Origin of the sequence: Propionimicrobium sp. PCR01-08-3, assembly GCF_030286045.1 — a bacterium.
Lineage (GTDB): Bacteria > Actinomycetota > Actinomycetes > Propionibacteriales > Propionibacteriaceae > Brooklawnia.
In genome coordinates this window covers 2,316,380-2,332,470 of record NZ_CP127390.1, presented here as the reverse complement: position 1 = coordinate 2,332,470, position 16,091 = coordinate 2,316,380, and the positions used below count along the sequence as shown (strand labels likewise).

Annotated in this window: 13 protein-coding genes and 1 pseudogene; 12 read left to right on the top strand and 2 right to left on the bottom strand. The window is 66.0% G+C overall.

Features of this window, described 5'->3' with window-relative positions:
• Positions 1-5 precede the first annotated feature (5 nt).
• A complete protein-coding gene (locus QQ658_RS10720) occupies positions 6-539 on the top strand; it encodes a hypothetical protein (protein WP_286024841.1) in 534 nt (177 codons plus the stop codon).
• 397 nt (positions 540-936) lie between these two features.
• Positions 937-2,856: a DUF222 domain-containing protein gene (locus tag QQ658_RS10715; RefSeq protein ID WP_286024840.1), complete on the top strand. Its 1,920-nt coding sequence runs from the start codon at positions 937-939 to the stop codon at positions 2,854-2,856.
• A gap of 29 nt (positions 2,857-2,885) precedes the next feature.
• Here the strand turns inward: QQ658_RS10715 and QQ658_RS10710 are convergent, their stop codons facing one another.
• Positions 2,886-3,107 carry a type II toxin-antitoxin system mRNA interferase toxin, RelE/StbE family gene (locus QQ658_RS10710; protein WP_286027095.1) on the bottom strand — a complete coding sequence of 74 codons (222 nt, stop codon included), beginning with the start codon at positions 3,105-3,107 and terminating at the stop codon, positions 2,886-2,888.
• A gap of 15 nt (positions 3,108-3,122) precedes the next feature.
• Entirely contained in the window at positions 3,123-3,758 is a 636-nt protein-coding gene (locus QQ658_RS10705) for a helix-turn-helix transcriptional regulator (RefSeq protein WP_286024839.1), read from the bottom strand.
• A gap of 56 nt (positions 3,759-3,814) precedes the next feature.
• Here QQ658_RS10705 and QQ658_RS10700 point away from each other — a divergent pair.
• The 10 genes and pseudogenes from QQ658_RS10700 to QQ658_RS10655 form a co-directional block, all read left to right on the top strand.
• Positions 3,815-4,147, top strand: a pseudogene (locus QQ658_RS10700) (radical SAM protein); the annotation flags it as partial.
• The gene (locus QQ658_RS10695; protein ID WP_502928911.1) at positions 4,147-4,620 is read left to right on the top strand and encodes an extracellular solute-binding protein; all 474 of its coding nucleotides are present in this window, start codon (positions 4,147-4,149) and stop codon (positions 4,618-4,620) included. The pseudogene QQ658_RS10700 and the gene QQ658_RS10695, both read left to right, overlap by 1 nt.
• The gene (locus QQ658_RS10690) at positions 4,617-5,399 is read left to right on the top strand and encodes an ABC transporter permease (RefSeq protein WP_286024838.1); all 783 of its coding nucleotides are present in this window, start codon (positions 4,617-4,619) and stop codon (positions 5,397-5,399) included. The genes QQ658_RS10695 and QQ658_RS10690 overlap by 4 nt, the downstream gene beginning before the upstream one ends.
• On the top strand, positions 5,392-6,120 hold the full coding sequence (locus tag QQ658_RS10685) for a sulfate/molybdate ABC transporter ATP-binding protein (protein ID WP_286024837.1): 729 nt from the start codon (positions 5,392-5,394) through the stop codon (positions 6,118-6,120). The genes QQ658_RS10690 and QQ658_RS10685 overlap by 8 nt, the downstream gene beginning before the upstream one ends.
• 82 nt (positions 6,121-6,202) lie before the next feature.
• Positions 6,203-7,825, top strand: a complete 1,623-nt coding sequence (locus tag QQ658_RS10680) for an AAA family ATPase (protein WP_286024836.1) — start codon at positions 6,203-6,205, stop codon at positions 7,823-7,825.
• On the top strand, positions 7,822-9,135 hold the full coding sequence (locus QQ658_RS10675) for a hypothetical protein (protein WP_286024835.1): 1,314 nt from the start codon (positions 7,822-7,824) through the stop codon (positions 9,133-9,135). Before QQ658_RS10680 ends, QQ658_RS10675 begins: the two co-directional genes overlap by 4 nt.
• Positions 9,132-10,316: a hypothetical protein gene (locus tag QQ658_RS10670; protein WP_286024834.1), complete on the top strand. Its 1,185-nt coding sequence runs from the start codon at positions 9,132-9,134 to the stop codon at positions 10,314-10,316. Before QQ658_RS10675 ends, QQ658_RS10670 begins: the two co-directional genes overlap by 4 nt.
• A complete protein-coding gene (locus tag QQ658_RS10665) occupies positions 10,313-12,751 on the top strand; it encodes a serine/threonine-protein kinase (protein WP_286024833.1) in 2,439 nt (812 codons plus the stop codon). Before QQ658_RS10670 ends, QQ658_RS10665 begins: the two co-directional genes overlap by 4 nt.
• Positions 12,748-14,013, top strand: a complete 1,266-nt coding sequence (locus QQ658_RS10660) for a PP2C family protein-serine/threonine phosphatase (protein WP_286024832.1) — start codon at positions 12,748-12,750, stop codon at positions 14,011-14,013. The genes QQ658_RS10665 and QQ658_RS10660 overlap by 4 nt, the downstream gene beginning before the upstream one ends.
• A 32-nt stretch (positions 14,014-14,045) precedes the next feature.
• Complete coding sequence (locus QQ658_RS10655; protein WP_286024831.1) at positions 14,046-15,368, top strand: vWA domain-containing protein; 1,323 nt, start codon at positions 14,046-14,048, stop codon at positions 15,366-15,368.
• Positions 15,369-16,091: the final 723 nt, after the last annotated feature.

Below are 16,091 nucleotides of genomic sequence, written 5' to 3'. Positions count from 1 at the left end.
AGTTGATGGGAATCTTTGGCTGGCTGAAGGGCGACCAGAAACCTGCCGACCCCGAAACCTTGGCGTCGCCGGCTCCGACTGCCGAAGACATCGAGAAGGCCTTGGCCAAGGCCGAGCGCATGGTGCTGGATGGGCACGCGCCGACTCCGGTGCTCGCCCGGGTGCTGCGCATCATCACCGTGGTGCGCGCGATTCTGCCAAGGCTCAGCAATCTCGGACTCGATTCTCAGGACGCGTACACGGTCGTCGCGACCGCCACCGATTATCTGCCCGAGTCGGTGGCCGGGTACCTCGGCCTGCCGCGCGACTGGGCGGACACTCGTCCGGTCGCCAATGGCAAGTCGTCGCTCCTGCTGCTGGTCGATCAGCTCGACCTGCTCAGCCTGACCATCTCACGGATGTATGACGCCACCAACCGGCAGGACGCGGCCGCCCTGGTCGCTCAGGGGGCCTTCCTCGATTCGAAGTTCGGCGGCCAGATGAAGCCCGCCCGGATGGATCAGCCAGCTCAGGCGTCCAAGAACCTGCTCGATCTGTAGGTGCGGCAGCCAAGATTGGCCTGGGCGGTCATTCGCTCGCAGAGACCTATGCAGTGCTGACACGGCTGCCCGGAGATGCTCGGTTGAGTTCCGCTGACGCGGTGCGAGCTTGCGCGATATGGAGTATCTGGCGGAGCAACTTATGACGGCTTGGTGGGTTTGACCGCTCGCGCACATGGTGCGGTTCTCGTTACCCGCGATGCGCGTGCCCGGCCCACGTATGAGGCACTCGGCGTGCAGGTCGAGGTGCTTGCCAGCGCTTGAGGGAACTGAGTCCCTCATCAATTGCGCAATTGCGCGTCGCTGTTTGATTCTGCTCTTGAAAACTCGAGATCATATTCGAAATTATCCGCTCAAGACACTGTTATTCACACCTATGTTCGGGTAGACTCTTGCTATGGAGACCACTACCGTAGCCTCGGCCACCGACGTGACTGTTCATGTCGACGTTGAGCCGATCTGCGGTGCGGGTGCTTTGGTGCGGCCGGCCGGTGAGGCCGAGGCCGTGGCAGCCCTGGATTACGCGCACCAGCAGAAACGAGCGTTCGAGGTCGCCGAACTCATCGCGATCCTTCACACTGCTGACTTGTGGAAGATCGATTCGGGGGCTGTGTTCGAGGGCATGGAACGGCTGATCGAGCCCGGCCATGACGGCACTCCGAAAGTCGGAGACTTCCTCGCTTTGGAGATCGGGCCCTTGCTGGAGATGACCGCCCCGGCTGCCTTGTCCCAGATCGGTTTCGCTCTCGATTTGCGGCATCGGCATCCACAGATGTTTAAGAAAGTGATTGCCGGCCGGGTGCAGGTGTGGCGGGCCAAGAAAGTGTGCGAACGCTGCGCCGCCTTGTCGTTGGAGGACTGTCTTCAAGTGGACGAGAAGATGGCCGATGTTCTCGAATATCAGACGATGTCGCGGGCCATGAGACTGCTCGAAGAACAGATCATCGCCGCCGATGTCGAGGCTGCACGGCGACGGGCCGAAGCCAAACGGCTGCAGCGCTTCATCAAGATCAGCCCCATCGATGACGGCCACGTCTCCATCTACGGCATCGTCAATCCAGAGGACGGGTTGATGTTCGATTTCGTCCTTCGCAAGATCGCCAACACCCTGCCCGCGAAGCCTGATCCTGAAATCGGACGAGATGTCGACATGCGCCGAGCCACCGCACTGGGCATCCTCTGTCGCCATTTCCAAGACCAACCCTGCCAGCAACCCCGGTTGCCCGGTACCACTATCGCGGCTCATGACCACGAGCCGGAGCAGGAACCACCACCCGAGTGGGAGCCTCCGCAATCCGACAAACTATCCGGCTGCGCAGGGTCCCCTGATTCCCGTTCGGACACGCCTGTGGCTCCTGAAGGGGCCGGCGGTATCCCGGTCCCTGGCGGGCGGCCCGACCAGACACCATGTGATTCTTCCCAAGCACCGGTGGGCATGAATCGATCTGCACAACAGAGCGCAGAGGCCAACGAGCCTGATCGCAGGGTTCCTACCTGGCGACGACGATTGGAATCAATCTTCCGGGACGACCATGCCCAAAGTGGGAACGAGGAAGGCACGGGTCTGCCCAGGTCAGCCGGAAAAGCGAAACTCAACCATAGGGACCTTGCGCTTCTTGATGAGCTGAGCAACTTGCAACCACCCGCCCAAGAACCACCCGACTGGGAGCCACCCGGGCCACAGTTCCTTTCCACACCGGCCGCAGCGACCGGCGACCGCGTCCACGGGCGGGGCCCAGACTCGCGCGAGCTATCAGAGGCGGCAACCGGCCAGGAACCAGAGCAGCGCCGACACGGTTCCTCACTGCCTGCATGCCCACGCCCGCCCGAAGGCACCGCCATGCCCACGCATACCCTTGTCGTGCACGTCAACGCCACCGATCTGACTCCCGGTGTCGCCCTCGTCGACAGCTGGGGACCTCTGCTCGCAGAGCAGCTGCCAGAGTTCTTGAAGGGCTCGAAAGTGATCGTCCGGCCCGTCATCGATCCGGAGCAGATTCAGCCATCCGATGCCTACCAGGTACCCGGCCGGATGCGGTTCGCCATTGAGCAACGCAATGCGGTCGACGTGTATCCGTACGGCATCCTGCCTGCCGGCCGATGCGACCTGGACCACACAATCGCCTACGAATCCGGCAAGAAGGGCCAGACTCATCCCGGGAATCTCGGACCACTGTCACGCAAGGCGCATCGCGCCAAGACGCATGGCGGTTTCCGCCTTGAGCAACCCAGCCCCGGGCTATTCGTTTGGACCACCAAACTCGGCTACCGGTACGCCGTCACCGCAGCAGGCACCACGCGTATCCAGGTGCCATGATTCGGTGCGACGCTGATACATCCGTCAAACTAGAGCAGTTCGTCGTGGCTGCCGGTTCGGGTGAATACGAGGACGCCATCGTCGATCGCGTATATGAGTAGCCAGTCGCCTTGGATGTGGAGCTCCGGATAGCTGGGGAGATTTCCGGTGCGCTGATGATCTCGGTGCTGCTTGAGCCAATCAGTATCTTGAGCGGCGACAGCTTTAACTGCAGCTTTCAGCGAACTCATGTCGTAGTGCTTGCGTTTCAGCCTGATTGCACGCCCTCAACTGATCTGGACGGTGCAGATGCGCTTGCCGACCTTCAGTTGCCCGACCGGCATGTCGCGCTGGCTGGCGCGAACGAAGCCCTCGATGAAGCCCCGATGAATCGCGCAAACCAAGGGCAATTGCTCGGGCGGGATGGCGGAGCGAAACGGGCAGCGGATGAAACGCAGCGTGGAGTTCTCGCGAACCACCCCGAAACCGCGATCGGCAAGGCTGCTGGTGAGTTCATCGAGCACCTGATCGGGAGGAGTGTCTCGGCCGGCGACGGAGTCTCCCCACTCGCGCCCGGCGTCCTCGGCGACGGCGATGGCATCGGGGCTGGTCGCCACAAAATGTCGTAGCAGCAGTTGAGTGAGCTCGAGCAGGTGCGTACTGGTCACCGAGGGCGCCTCGCTGGTGGCCATGTAGCCCTGGGGCGGGCGTCCCTGAGACCCGGTCGGAATCGGTGCCCGATGTGCAAAACCGGCCTCGACCAGTGCATCCAGGTGAAATCGCGCCGCATTCTTGTGCAGATCGAGCTCGTTCGCCACCTCGGAGACCGTCACGGGTTGGGTGGTGCCCTCCAGTAGGCCAAGCACTTTGGCGCGAGTGGGTCCCAAGCCGTGAGGCTGCTCGTCGACTTCACTCGGGGACACGACCCCTATTCTTACACTCTCGATTTCGGGCGGCTCGGCAGGCTACTGTTTTGTACATGTTTGTTGGTGAATTGGTCGATCGATTCGGCAGGGTCGGACGCGACCTGCGCGTGTCGTTGACCGATCGCTGCAATCTGAGGTGCAGCTACTGCATGCCCGCCGAAGGGCTCACCTGGTTGCCCACCGATCAGACGCTGACCGACGACGAGGTGCTGCGGCTCTTGCGGGTGGCGGTCGAACGGCTGGGCATCACCCGGATCAGATTCACCGGCGGCGAGCCGTTGCTGCGCAAGGGGCTGGAGCGAATCGTCCATGGCGCGGCGGCATTGCGCGGTGCCTCGGGACGCCCGGAACTGGCACTCACCACCAATGGTCTCGGCCTCGCGCGGTGTCCGAAGGGTTGATCGACGGCGAGCCGGTCATGTTCGCGACCAACTACCTCGTCCTGATCACCCCGGCGGACAACCCCGCCGGCATCACCGGATTCGACTCCTCCTTGGACGGCACCAAGCTGGTCATCTGCGCGGCAGATGTGCCGTGCGGTGCCGCGACCCTGAAGGTGGCTGAGGCGAACGGAATCACGTTGAACCCGGTCTCCGAGGAGTCCAAGGTCACCGATGTGCTGGGCAAGGTCACCGCGGGCGAGGCGGACGCGGGCCTCGTCTATGCCACGGACGCGGCAAGCGCGGGCGACGAGGTCAAGACCTTCGACATCCCCGGCGCCACCGATGACCCCAACACCTACTGGATCGCCAAGGTCACCGACGCTCCCAACCCGCAGGGCGCCGACGAGTTCATCTCACTGATCACCGGGCCCGGTGCCGACAAGCTGGCCGAGTACGGGTTCGGCCCGGCTGCATGAACCGGTTCCCCCGCTGGGCGTGGCTGCCGTTCACCGGTGGCCTCGCCCTTCTTGCGGTGCCGTTGCTGGGCATGCTGACCCGGGTGCCGTGGGGGCGGCTACCCGGGCTGTTGGCGTCCGATCGTTCACTGGACGCGCTACGGCTCAGCCTGGTCACCTGCCTGATTTCGACCGGGATCGTGCTGGTGCTCGGCGTGCCCATGGCTCTGGTGCTGGCACGCAGCCACGGTGCCTGGACGAGCGCCGCGCGGACCCTGGTGACCGTTCCGATGGTGTTGCCGCCGGTGGTCGCCGGTCTCGCGCTGCTGGTGACCTTCGGCAGGCGGGGCCTGATCGGCGCGCCACTGTCGGCACTGGGTATCGAGATCGGTTTCACCACGATCGCGGTGATTCTGGCGCAATCTTTCGTTTCGTTGCCTTTCCTGGTGGTGTCGTTGGAAGGCGCCTTGCGCGCCTCTGGTGGGGCATACGAGGAAGTCGCAGGCAATCTCGGTGCCTCGCCCTCGCGCGTGTTCTGGCGCGTCACGCTGCCGATGGCCGGCCCGGCGCTGGCCTCGGGCACGGCGCTGGCCTTCGCGCGTTCGCTCGGGGAGTTCGGCGCGACGCTGACCTTTGCCGGATCGCTGCAGGGCACCACCCGCACCTTGCCATTGGAGATCTACCTGCTGCGTGAATCGGATTCCGAGCTCGCTTTGGCGCTGTCGCTGGTGCTGGTCGTGGTGGCGGTCGTGATCGTCGGGGTCGCCACCCGGTTGAGGGCATGGGGCGAGCATGGCTGACCGGCTGCGATTGGACGCCACCGTGAGCGCCCGCCACTTCGAGGTCGGTCTCGGGGTCGGTGAGGGGGAGACGGTCGCGATCGTGGGGCCGAACGGGGCCGGCAAATCGACGCTGCTGCAACTGGTCGCCGGCACTCTTCGTCCCGATTCAGGTGAGATCAGCCTGCATGGGGAACTGCTCAGCGGGCCAGGACTGCACATACCTCCGCACCGCCGCCGTTTCGCCTATGTCGAGCAGCGCTCGCTGTTGTTCCCACATCTGGACGTGCTGGACAACGTCGCTTTCGGCCCGCGCTCGCGCGGCGCGTCCAAAGCGGCGGCCCGGCAACGTGCCATGGACGAACTGAGCATCCTCGGTGTCGCGGAGCTGGCCAAGTGCCGTCCGGCGCAACTGTCGGGTGGCCAGGCGCAGCGAGTGGCGATCGCCCGGGCGCTGGCGATCGATCCACAGATCCTGCTGCTCGATGAGCCGTTCGCGGCCCTCGACGTCTCGGTCACACCGCAGCTGCGTCGACTGCTGCGAGATCGACTGAGCGAACGGACCGCACTGCTGGTCACCCACGACCTACTCGACGTGATGACACTGGCCGACCGCTTGATCGTCATCGAGGGCGGCCGGGTGGCGGCAGACGGCCCGGTCGACGCCATCTGCGCGGCCCCGCCCACTCAGTTCCTCGCCGACTTCGTCGGAGTCAGCCACCAAGTGAGCGGCATGCCTTGAGGACTCTGTCAGTCCCTTACCTCCGGGCTGCTAGGTTGAATGACACCGCGAGGCCACGGCCGGACACTTCGATGGAGTGATGATGACGAGCAGAACCCTTCGCACCGCCCTGGATGAGTTGACCACACTCGCTCAGGGGCTGAGCGTCGACCCCGGGCAGGCGCGCATCGAAGGTGAGCAGCTGGCCGCCGCGGTCTGCGAACCATCGACCGGCGCCTATCTCGACTGGGCGCACGAACTCGGACGCGAACCCAGCTCCCAGGAATTCTTCGCCGCAGCCTCCAAGGGACGCCGCTGGCGGGCCGGCCCGACACCGCTGATGAGCCAACTGGGCAATACTTCGGTAGAACAGGCCCAGCAGTACCTGACCGCATTGTCGGCCGTGGTCGCCGCAGCCTGCACCCTCGGGCAGCCGACCCCGCAGGTCGCCGGGCTGGCCGCGTCGGCGACCGCGGCGCAACAGCAGGCCCTGCCCGGCGGTAACGTGCCCCACGATCTCACCTCGTTGGACGCGCCCGGCGGGCTGGACCCCGACCTGCTGACCAAACTGCAGACCTCCCAAGACCGTCTCAAGGCGATGGACGAGTTCACCCGGGTCGGCAATCAGGCCTTCGAATCGGTCCTCGAACAGATGCGCGTCAACCAGGCCCGCATCGACGCCATGCGAACCTCGCCCGTGGTCGACTCCTCGGGAGGCGGCGCGCCTCAGGCTCCCGGATACGCCCCGGTCCCCGGGCTTCCGGATCCCGGCGCGGACGATGCGTCCGGGCAGCCTCAGGTGGCTGCGGCGTCCGATGATCGCCCCGAGCACCAAACCGAAGAAGAAACGGCCGAACCCGAGCGCAGCGTCGACGAACTGCTCGCCGAACTGGACGAGCTGATCGGCCTCAAAGAGGTGAAGGCCGAGATCAAACGGCAGGCGGCCATCTTGCACGTGCAGGCGCTGCGCGCCGAGGCCGGGCTGAAGGTGCCGACGATCACCCGGCACCTGGTCTTCGTCGGCAACCCGGGCACCGGCAAGACCACCGTCGCGCGGCTGGTCGCGGGCATCTACAAGGCCGTCGGGCTGCTCAGCAAGGGCCAGCTGATCGAGGTGGACCGCTCCGAACTGGTCGCCGGCTATCTCGGGCAGACCGCCACCAAGACCGCCGAAGTGGTGGCGTCCGCACTGGGTGGGGTGCTGTTCATCGACGAGGCCTATTCGCTGTCGGGTGATCAATACGGCGAGGAATCCATCAACACCCTGGTCAAGGAGATGGAGGACAATCGCGACGATCTGGTGGTCATCGTCGCCGGCTATCCCGCACCGATGAGCACCTTCATCGCCGAAAATCCCGGGCTGGCGAGCCGCTTCAGGACAGAGATCCAGTTCGCGAACTACTCCGACGACGAACTCATCCAGATCTTCGAGCAGATGGTCACCAATTCTGACTACGACCTCGCCGAGGGTGCCCTGGACGCCTTCGTCTTCGACCTGTCCCGTCAGGTGCGAGACGACACCTTCGGCAATGGACGCTACTGCCGCAACGTGCTGGAGGCTGCGATCGGGCATCAGGCCTGGCGGCTGCACACCGACGCCTCGCCCAGCATCGAAGAGCTGCGGCTGCTCACCCGCGACGATATTCTCGGCGATGCCGTGCTGGCGCCCGGCGACGAGCTGGTTGCCGACGCGGACGAGAACCGGAATCAGGGGAACTCCCAATGAGCAATACGTGGTCGCCGATACCAACCGGCCCGGCGCCGGGCCCGCGCGGCCCGCGCCAGGCATTCGGCCAGCAGACCTCCGTCGGCTCGGCATGGAATGGTGCGGGACTCACTCGTCCGGCACCTGTATCGAAACCGGCAAAGACCCGCGAGAACCCGGCCGGCACCGGTTCGATGACCACCTCGACCGTGCTCGCCTGGTGGCGGATCGTACTGGTCGTCATCTGCCTGGCCGCTGCCGTGGTGGCACCACTGGCACTCAGCAACAACCGCCAGGCGGTGCAGAGCGTCAACGCCGCCACCCAGCAGATGCTGCGTCTGGAGAACGTACGCAGCGAACTGCTCACGGCCGAGGCGTCCGCCACCCAGGCGGTGTTGCTGGCCGCCGAGGGTGCGGCACCCGACACCGGCTATCTCGATTCGCTCGATTCGGCGGCAGCCGATCTGATCGATGTCGCGCAGTCCGACAACCAAGATCGCGGCGCCCTGCAGAACATCAGCATTCAGCTCACCAAGTATTCCGGCCTGCTCGCGGTGGCGATGAACACCGGCAGCCAACAGGACATGCAACGGGCGAGTGACCAACTAACCTTGCAAGTCATCCCATCGCTCGACCAGCAGATCTCACGGCAGACCGACATTCTGGAGAATCAGGGAGGCAACCAGCAATGGCTGATCGCGGTGCTGGCTGTGCCCGTCGTGCTGTTGCTCGTGGCGAGCATCGTGATCGCCAGACGCACCCGACGGGTGCTCAATCTGGGCCTGGTGCTGGCGCTGCTGGGCGCGGTAGCTTCGTGGGGCATGGTGACGCAGCTCGTGACCACCAGCGCCGCCAGCATCTCCGCCGTGCAGACCAGCGGGGTGAGCCAGGCGACCGCGGTCGCGCAAGCCTACGGAGGCGTCACGGAGGCGAAGGCCATCGAAGGCCGGATGCTGCTCGGCATCACCGATCAGGCGGATGGCGCGCAGGCCTACACGACCGCCACCGATCAGGCCTCGCAGGCCATCGGCGAACTCGGCAACTCCGACGCGTCCGATCAGATCGGGCAGCTGATCTCGACGCATGAACAACTGATGGCGGCCACCGATCGTCCGAGTGACGACCTGGTGGCCTCGGCCCAAGCACCCTACGACTGGCTGACCGAGTGGCTGGCCGGGCAATCCGATTCGATCGGCACCGAGGTGTCGTCCGATCTGAGTGATCACGCGGCGTCGGTCGGCCGGCTGGCGGTCGTGGTCGGGCTCGTCATGGTCGTGGCCGCCGTCAGCTCGGCGACCGGTTTGAGCGGCTCGTTGCGGAGGTACCGATGAGTGGTGTGAGTGCTCCACAAGCCCCCGGACGCCTCGGCGAGGCGATCGATGTGCCGGCCCTGCGGTCGTATCTGATCGAGGTCGACAAGTGGCTGGAAGCCCGGCGTGCCGAGCTGGAGGCCCTCGATCTGGCCGTCCAGGACAGCGACCAGGCGGACGACCTGACCCGCGACATGGCGCTCGGATTGCAGCTGTGGCAGTCGATCCAAACCCGCTACCGCAGGTGTTTGCAGGTGTGGGATCGCGGCCGGGTCGGCGTGAAAGAACGCGAACAGCTGTCGTCCCTGGTCTGGGGACGGCTGGACGATGACGCCTGGAGCCAGACAGCCTCCAGCGGGCTGTCGTTGCCCGAGGCCTGCCGGATGTCGGATGCGCTGACCGGGCAACTGCGCAGCCGGTTGCAGCTGGACCCGGCCGGTACCGAGGCGGTCGGCAGGCTGCGGGATCTTCGGGCCAGCATGGAGCGGCTGCGCGATCAGGTGGCATTGGAGCCCGCTCAGTCGGCGGCCTCGGCGCAGGCGAGGCTTGCGCAGTTGGAGCAGCGGCTGGCGTCGGTCAGTGAGAAGGCCGGACGCGGCGGTGATGTCGGCGGGCTGCTCGGCCCGCTGGAAGCCGACGCCGCCACTTTCGAACGGGACCTGATCGTGGGCGGCGTACAGCGCCGCGCCAATGCCCAGGCACAGCGTCAGACCGCCGAACGGGTCGAGGTCGCGCAACGGTTGCGGGCCGACCTGATCGCGCGCGGCCAGCAGCTGGACGAGATGGTCGACCAGGTCACCGCCACCGTCGGAAACCCACCCAAATATGCCGTGCCCGACGTGACCGCCCTGGGCCCGGTGCCGGTCGGCGACCCGGCCGGGCTGGAGGCCTATATCGTCCGGCTGCAGAAGGTGGCCCAGGCGATGGATGTCGTCGCCCACGCCTATTCGGATGCACTGCGCGCATCCCAGGTGCTGGCCAACGAACTGATCATGCTGCGGTCGGAGGCCGAACGCCAGCAGATCGCCGACCAGAACCTGACCGCTTTGCTGCAGGTCGCCGACGATCTCGTCCGGACGACACCGCAACCCAGCGAAACGCTGTCCGCGCTCTTGGACACCTGCCGGCGCTACATCGACTGGCTGGCATCTCGCCCGCAGGCTTCGGGCGGGCGCGGGCCCGGCGCTACGGTGGAGGAATGAAGTGCCGCCAGCCCGGATGCACCGGGACGATTGTGGACGGCTATTGCGACGTGTGCGGCATGCCGCTGTCGGCACCGGCTGGCCGGGCGTCTGGAGGGTCCACGGGCAGTGACAAGCCGCGACGGTTCGCCGCCGGACCCGAGCCCGGCCAGATCCGACCCGAACCCGGCCAGATCCGTACCCAACCGCCGTCGTCGCACCAGGCGCCGCAGCGCGCGTCCGGCCCGCTGGGCAGACGTGGTGGACCGTGCCCGCAGCCGGGCTGCCGGGGCACCATCGTGGACGGCTACTGCAATGTGTGCGGCAACCCGCCCGACGCCAAGCCGCCGAGCGCCACGCCCGAGTTGCTCGGCACCACCTTGTCGACCACCGCCACCGCGGCCGAGCTGGGCACCGTTTTGATGGGTTCGGCGTTGGCCGGGCCGGGCGCGGAGCGCACCTCGGTGCGCTCGGACGCGCATCGCAGCCGCACCCGGATCGGGGCCGGGGTGACCACCGTGCCGCCCGCCCCGGCGATCGACCCCGCCAAGGCGGTACTGAGCGATCCGGTGGTGCCCGAGCCCCGGCGCACCTGCCCCAAGTGCGGCAAGTCGGTGGGCCGCGGGCACGACGGCAAGCCCGGCGACCCCGAAGGCACCTGCCCCAACTGTGGGGCGGCCTTCAGCTTCTATCCGGCCATCAAGCCCGGTGAGCTGGTGGCGCAGCAGTACGAGGTCGCCGGTGCCATCGCCTATGGGGGTATGGGATGGATCTACCTGGCCAAGGACCGCAACGTCTCGGATCGCTGGGTGGTGCTGAAGGGTCTGCTGAATGCCGCCGACGATGACGCCAGCGCTGCGGCGAAATCGGAGAAGGAATTTCTGGCTGCGGTCGAAAATCCGCTGATCGTAGAGATCTATAACTTCGTTTCTCATGCCGATGCCCGCTATATCGTCATGGAATACGTGCCGGGACGCTCCATCACCGAACTATTGAAACAGCGGATGGCGGCGAACAAGGGCAGCCACGATCCGCTGCCGGTCGATTGGGCGCTCGCCTATCTGATCGAGATATTGCCGGCCTTCACCTATCTGCACGACAACGGTCTGCTCTACTGCGATTTCAAGCCGGACAATCTGATGCAGGTGGGTGACTCGGTCAAATTGATCGATTTGGGTGCGGTGCGCCGGATCAACGATCAAACCTCACCCATCTTCGGCACGGTCGGTTATCAGGCCCCTGAAATCGCCGACACCGGCCCGACGATCGCCAGCGATATCTATACGCTGGGCCGCGGCCTGGTGGTGATGAGCTCGGAGTTTCGCGGATATCAAACCGAATACGTCGACACCTTGCCACCGCTGAGCAAGATGCCGCTGTTCGCCGAGCACGATTCGTTCTATCGGCTGGTGAAGCGTGCCTGCGCTCCGGTGCCCTCCGATCGTTTCCAATCGGCCGAAGACCTGCGCGTCCAGGCGATGGGGGTGCTGCGCGAAGTGGTGGCCCGGCGAACTCCTGCCGCGGCGACGACATCGGCCCCGTCCACCTTGTTCACTCCGCCGCTGACCGCCGGTGAAGGACACGGATGGGAGCAACTGCCGAAGTTGTTGGCCGATCCGGCCGATCCGATGACCAACTGGATAGCCTCGATCACCTTGGAGGACGCCCGGGAGCGGATGGGTGCGCTGGAACGCGCCCCGCAGCGCAGCGCCCAGGTGATGCTCACCCAGATCGAGATCGCGCTTTCGTTGGGCGACCATGGCACGGCCTCGCGGATCATCCGGGAGCTGCTGAAAGCCGACCCCTGGGACTGGCGGGCCATCTGGATGCAGGGCCTGGCCGCGGTCGCGTCCCATTCCTGGCACGAAGCGCAGGCCCCGTTCAACACGGTCTACGCGCAGATTCCTGGTGAGCTGGCGCCCAAGTTCGCGCTGGCGGTGACGTGCGAACACAGCGAACAGCCCAGGCTGGCCGAGGAGTTGTTCGCGATCTGCGCGAGCACCGGTGCCGGTTATGTGACCCCGTCGGCGTTCGCGATGGCCCGCATCAGGCTGGCCCGCGGCGATCAGGATGGCGCACTGGATGCCTTGGATCTGGTGCCGGTGACCAGCCGCGGCTACTCGGACGCCCGCACCACCCGGGCCACCCTGATGCTGCAACGTGACGGAAATCTCGCCGATCTCGACCAGGCATGGCAGGCGATTCAGGCCGCGAAACTCGATCAGATCACCGCCACCACGCTGCAGGCGGAAGTGCTGGAGAAAGTGGTGAGGCTGGTGCACGCAGCCCATGGCCGTCCGGTGGGACCCTTCGACGGTCAGCCCGCGACCGAACGAAATCTGCGTCCCAAGCTGGAGCGCGCCTATCGTGACCTGGCAACGTGGACGAGAGACGATGACGAGCGCCGCCGTCTCATTACCCAAGCCGACTCGACTCGTAGATGGAGCCTGCTGTGACCGAATCCGATATGTCCAACCCGGCTGCCGGCGAGCAACCCCCGGCCCGATGGTCGCAGCCGCCGGAAGGCTCGGCTGCCCCGGGCAATTGGTCGCAGCCGCCGGCGGCGGGCCCACGCCGGCCCGTCGGATCGACCCAGGCCGAACATTGGGTCGGTGATCCGGCCGCGGCAGGCGATCAGCAACAGCCACAGCCACCCGTGTCGTCGAATCTGGAGCCGGACGCAGAGGCCACCGCCGAGCAGGCCGCCGCAGCAGCGGCGATGAGCAGGGTTTTCATGCCCGAGGTGCGCACCTGTCCGAAGTGTGGCGGCGACATCGACTGGGACGGCTATTGCATGCAATGCGGAGCCAAGGCGCCCAGCGCCCGCGACCACCTCGAAGAGCACCCGGCATCGTGGGTGGGCGGGGTCTGCGACCGCGGCATGCGGCATCCTCGCAACGAGGACGCGATGGCGTTGCAGGCCGGCCTCGAACCCGGCGGCAAGGCCGTGCTCGCGGTATGCGACGGGGTCTCCATGTCGACCGATTCGGACCGGGCGTCGCTCGCCGCGGCGCATGCGGTGCTCGGCTACATCGGCAGCCGTACCGATTGGGACTGGAACTTGCTCGACCTGACCCCGGCGGGCTCCGCTCGCCAGATGCTCGATCAGACCGCGAGGATCGCCAATGAGGCGGTGCTCGCCAATTCGAATCTGGACGAGGCAAGCCCTGCGTCCTGCACCTTGGCGCTGGCCCTGGTGAACGGGCCGCAAATACTGTCCGCGACGCTCGGCGATTCCCGGGTGTATTGGATTCCCGATGCCGGTGAGGCCGGGTTGCTGAGCACCGACGACTCGATGGCGCAGGAACAGATCGCGGCCGGGGTCGAACGTTCGATCGCGGAATCGGGCATGCACTCGCACGTCATCACCCGCTGGCTCGGTAGGGACGCCCCCGATGTGCGTCCCACGCTCGCCTCGATGGTGGTCGACGGTCCCGGCTGGCTGCTGGTGTGCTCGGACGGTCTGTGGAATTACGCATCCGATCCGGTCGCCCTGGCGCAGGTCGTGCAGCAGGTCGCGGACGAGCAGCCCGAATCCGGGCCGCTCACTCTCGCCCAGAAGCTGGTGGACTGGGCGAATCAGCAAGGCGGGGAGGACAACATCACCGCCGCGCTCGCCCGGATCGAGGCGCCCGCCGAACCCGACCCGGAGATCATGGACGACCAAGCAGCCGATCTGGACACTCCCACCACCCGGCTGCATCCGAACGCAGGATAACCTGGCTTCGACTGCTGACGAAAGGATGCTCCGTGGCCCAGTTCAACTCCACGGTTTACCAGAACGAATATCTGCCCGACGGTGGCACGGATGTGAACGCCATCGTGCGGATCGGAGTCAGCGACGCCGGGTCCGCCGGTTCTGACGGCGCCGCCGGAGAGATCATCATCATCGACTGCTCCGGTTCGATGGGGCAGCGAAGCATGCTGGCCGCGCGCCAGGCCGCGATGGTCGCCCTCGACAACATTTTGGACGGCACCTACTTCGCTGTGGTCTCGGGCACCCACCAGGCCTATCTGGCCTACCCGATCGTCCAGTCGGGGCCGGGCATGGTCGAGATGACCGCCAGAACCAGGCGCGAGGCCAAGGACGCCATCAGCCGGCTGATCGCCGACGGCGGCACCGCGATCGGCAAGTGGCTGCAGCTGACGCTTTCCCTGTTCAAGTCGATGGGCGGGCTGGTCTCCCAGCGTCACGCATTGCTGCTGACCGACGGCGCCGACGAGCACGAGACCCCCGAGCAATTGGACGCGGCCATTCGCGCCTGTGCCGGCAATTTCCAATGCGACTGCCGAGGCGTCGGCACCTACTGGGTGGTGTCCGAGGTGCGCAAGATCGCACGCGCTTTGATGGGCACGCTCGACATCATTCCGGACCCGTCGATGATGGCCGCCGAGTTCGCCAAGATCATGCAGACCTCGATGAGCCGCGGGGTGTCGTCCGCGAACCTGCGGGTATGGACGCCGCAGGGCGCGCAACTGCTGTTCGTCCGGCAGGTGTCGCCGACCGTCGAGGATCTGACCCATCAGGGCAAGCCGATCAACGCGCTGACCACCGATTTTGCGACCGGCGCGTGGGGCGATGAGGAACGCGACTATCACGTCGCGGTCAGGCTGCCGGCGAAGGCCGTCGGCCAGGAGCAGCTGGCCGCCAGGGTGCAGCTGGTGACCGGCGAGCAGCCCCGGACGCAGGGCCTGGTCAAGGCGCTGTGGTCGAGCGACGATTCACTGACCGCGCAGATCAACAACGAGGTCGCGCACTACACCGGGCAGACCGAGTTGGCGTCCGCCATTCAGGAAGGCCTGGCAGCCCGCAAGGTCGGCGATCTGTCGACGGCGACCAGCAAGTTGGGACGCGCCGTGCAGCTGGCCGAGCAGACCGGCAATCATGAGGCGACCACCAAGCTGCGCAAGGTTGTCGACGTGGTCGATCCCGGCACCGGAACGGTGCGGCTGAAGTCGAAGGTCGATCGGGCGGACGAGATGGCGCTGGACACCGCGTCCACCAAGACCACCCGTACCCGGCAGTCGAGCGAGGCCGGCAGCGGGAACCAATCGAACGGACAGGCGGGTTAGGCGATGGCGGCGTTGTGTCCGGCAGGCCACGAGAGCCTGACCGATGATTACTGTTCGGTGTGTGGTGCCCCGATCGAGGCCGCCGGCCAGGGGCAACCTGGGCAAGATCGGCCGGGCGCAGTGGCGCCGGGCAGGTCTGGAGCACCCGCGCGTCCGGCTCAAGGAGCGCCCCCCGGACAACAGGTCTGCCCGGTCTGCCATTCGGTGGCGTCGGCGGACGCCTTCTTCTGCGAAACCTGCGGCTACGACTTCCTCACCGGAGCGCTTCCCCGGGGGCTCCAGGATCCTGCACGCCCGAGTGTAAGTGAGACGGGCTCACAAGAAGCTGACAACCGGGCCGCAACTGTGGTTGAAGCATCCGATGCGGTTGATCCCACGGCCTCTGATCAGGAAACCCATGGCGCGGCGGGGCATTGGGCGAGTGAAGCCGAGGCCGGCGCGAACAGCACGGGTCCCGGTGATGAAGCAATCCGAGTGTCCGAATCTGAGGCACCGATCGAATCAGATACGTCAGCGGAATCGGACGCAGCTGCTGGGTCCGATACCTCCGCCGAGCCGGATAGGTCGGCTGAACCAGCGAAACCGGTGCCCAACTATTTCGATCTCGGCGAGACCCCGAGCCACGAAGATCTCGATAATCCGCTGGTTGTCGACGATGCTCCTGAGGCAAGCGCCCCTGTCAGGCCGCAACCTGCGCCATCCTCCTCGTTGGAACTGGGCGAG

Coding starts and splice junctions, on each gene's coding strand:
- QQ658_RS10720 (WP_286024841.1), top strand. CDS start 6: ATGGGAATCTTTGGCTGGCTGAAGGGCGACCAGAAACCTGCCGACCCC.
- QQ658_RS10715 (WP_286024840.1), top strand. CDS start 937: ATGGAGACCACTACCGTAGCCTCGGCCACCGACGTGACTGTTCATGTC.
- QQ658_RS10690 (WP_286024838.1), top strand. CDS start 4,617: ATGAACCGGTTCCCCCGCTGGGCGTGGCTGCCGTTCACCGGTGGCCTC.
- QQ658_RS10685 (WP_286024837.1), top strand. CDS start 5,392: ATGGCTGACCGGCTGCGATTGGACGCCACCGTGAGCGCCCGCCACTTC.
- QQ658_RS10680 (WP_286024836.1), top strand. CDS start 6,203: ATGACGAGCAGAACCCTTCGCACCGCCCTGGATGAGTTGACCACACTC.
- QQ658_RS10675 (WP_286024835.1), top strand. CDS start 7,822: ATGAGCAATACGTGGTCGCCGATACCAACCGGCCCGGCGCCGGGCCCG.
- QQ658_RS10670 (WP_286024834.1), top strand. CDS start 9,132: ATGAGTGGTGTGAGTGCTCCACAAGCCCCCGGACGCCTCGGCGAGGCG.
- QQ658_RS10665 (WP_286024833.1), top strand. CDS start 10,313: ATGAAGTGCCGCCAGCCCGGATGCACCGGGACGATTGTGGACGGCTAT.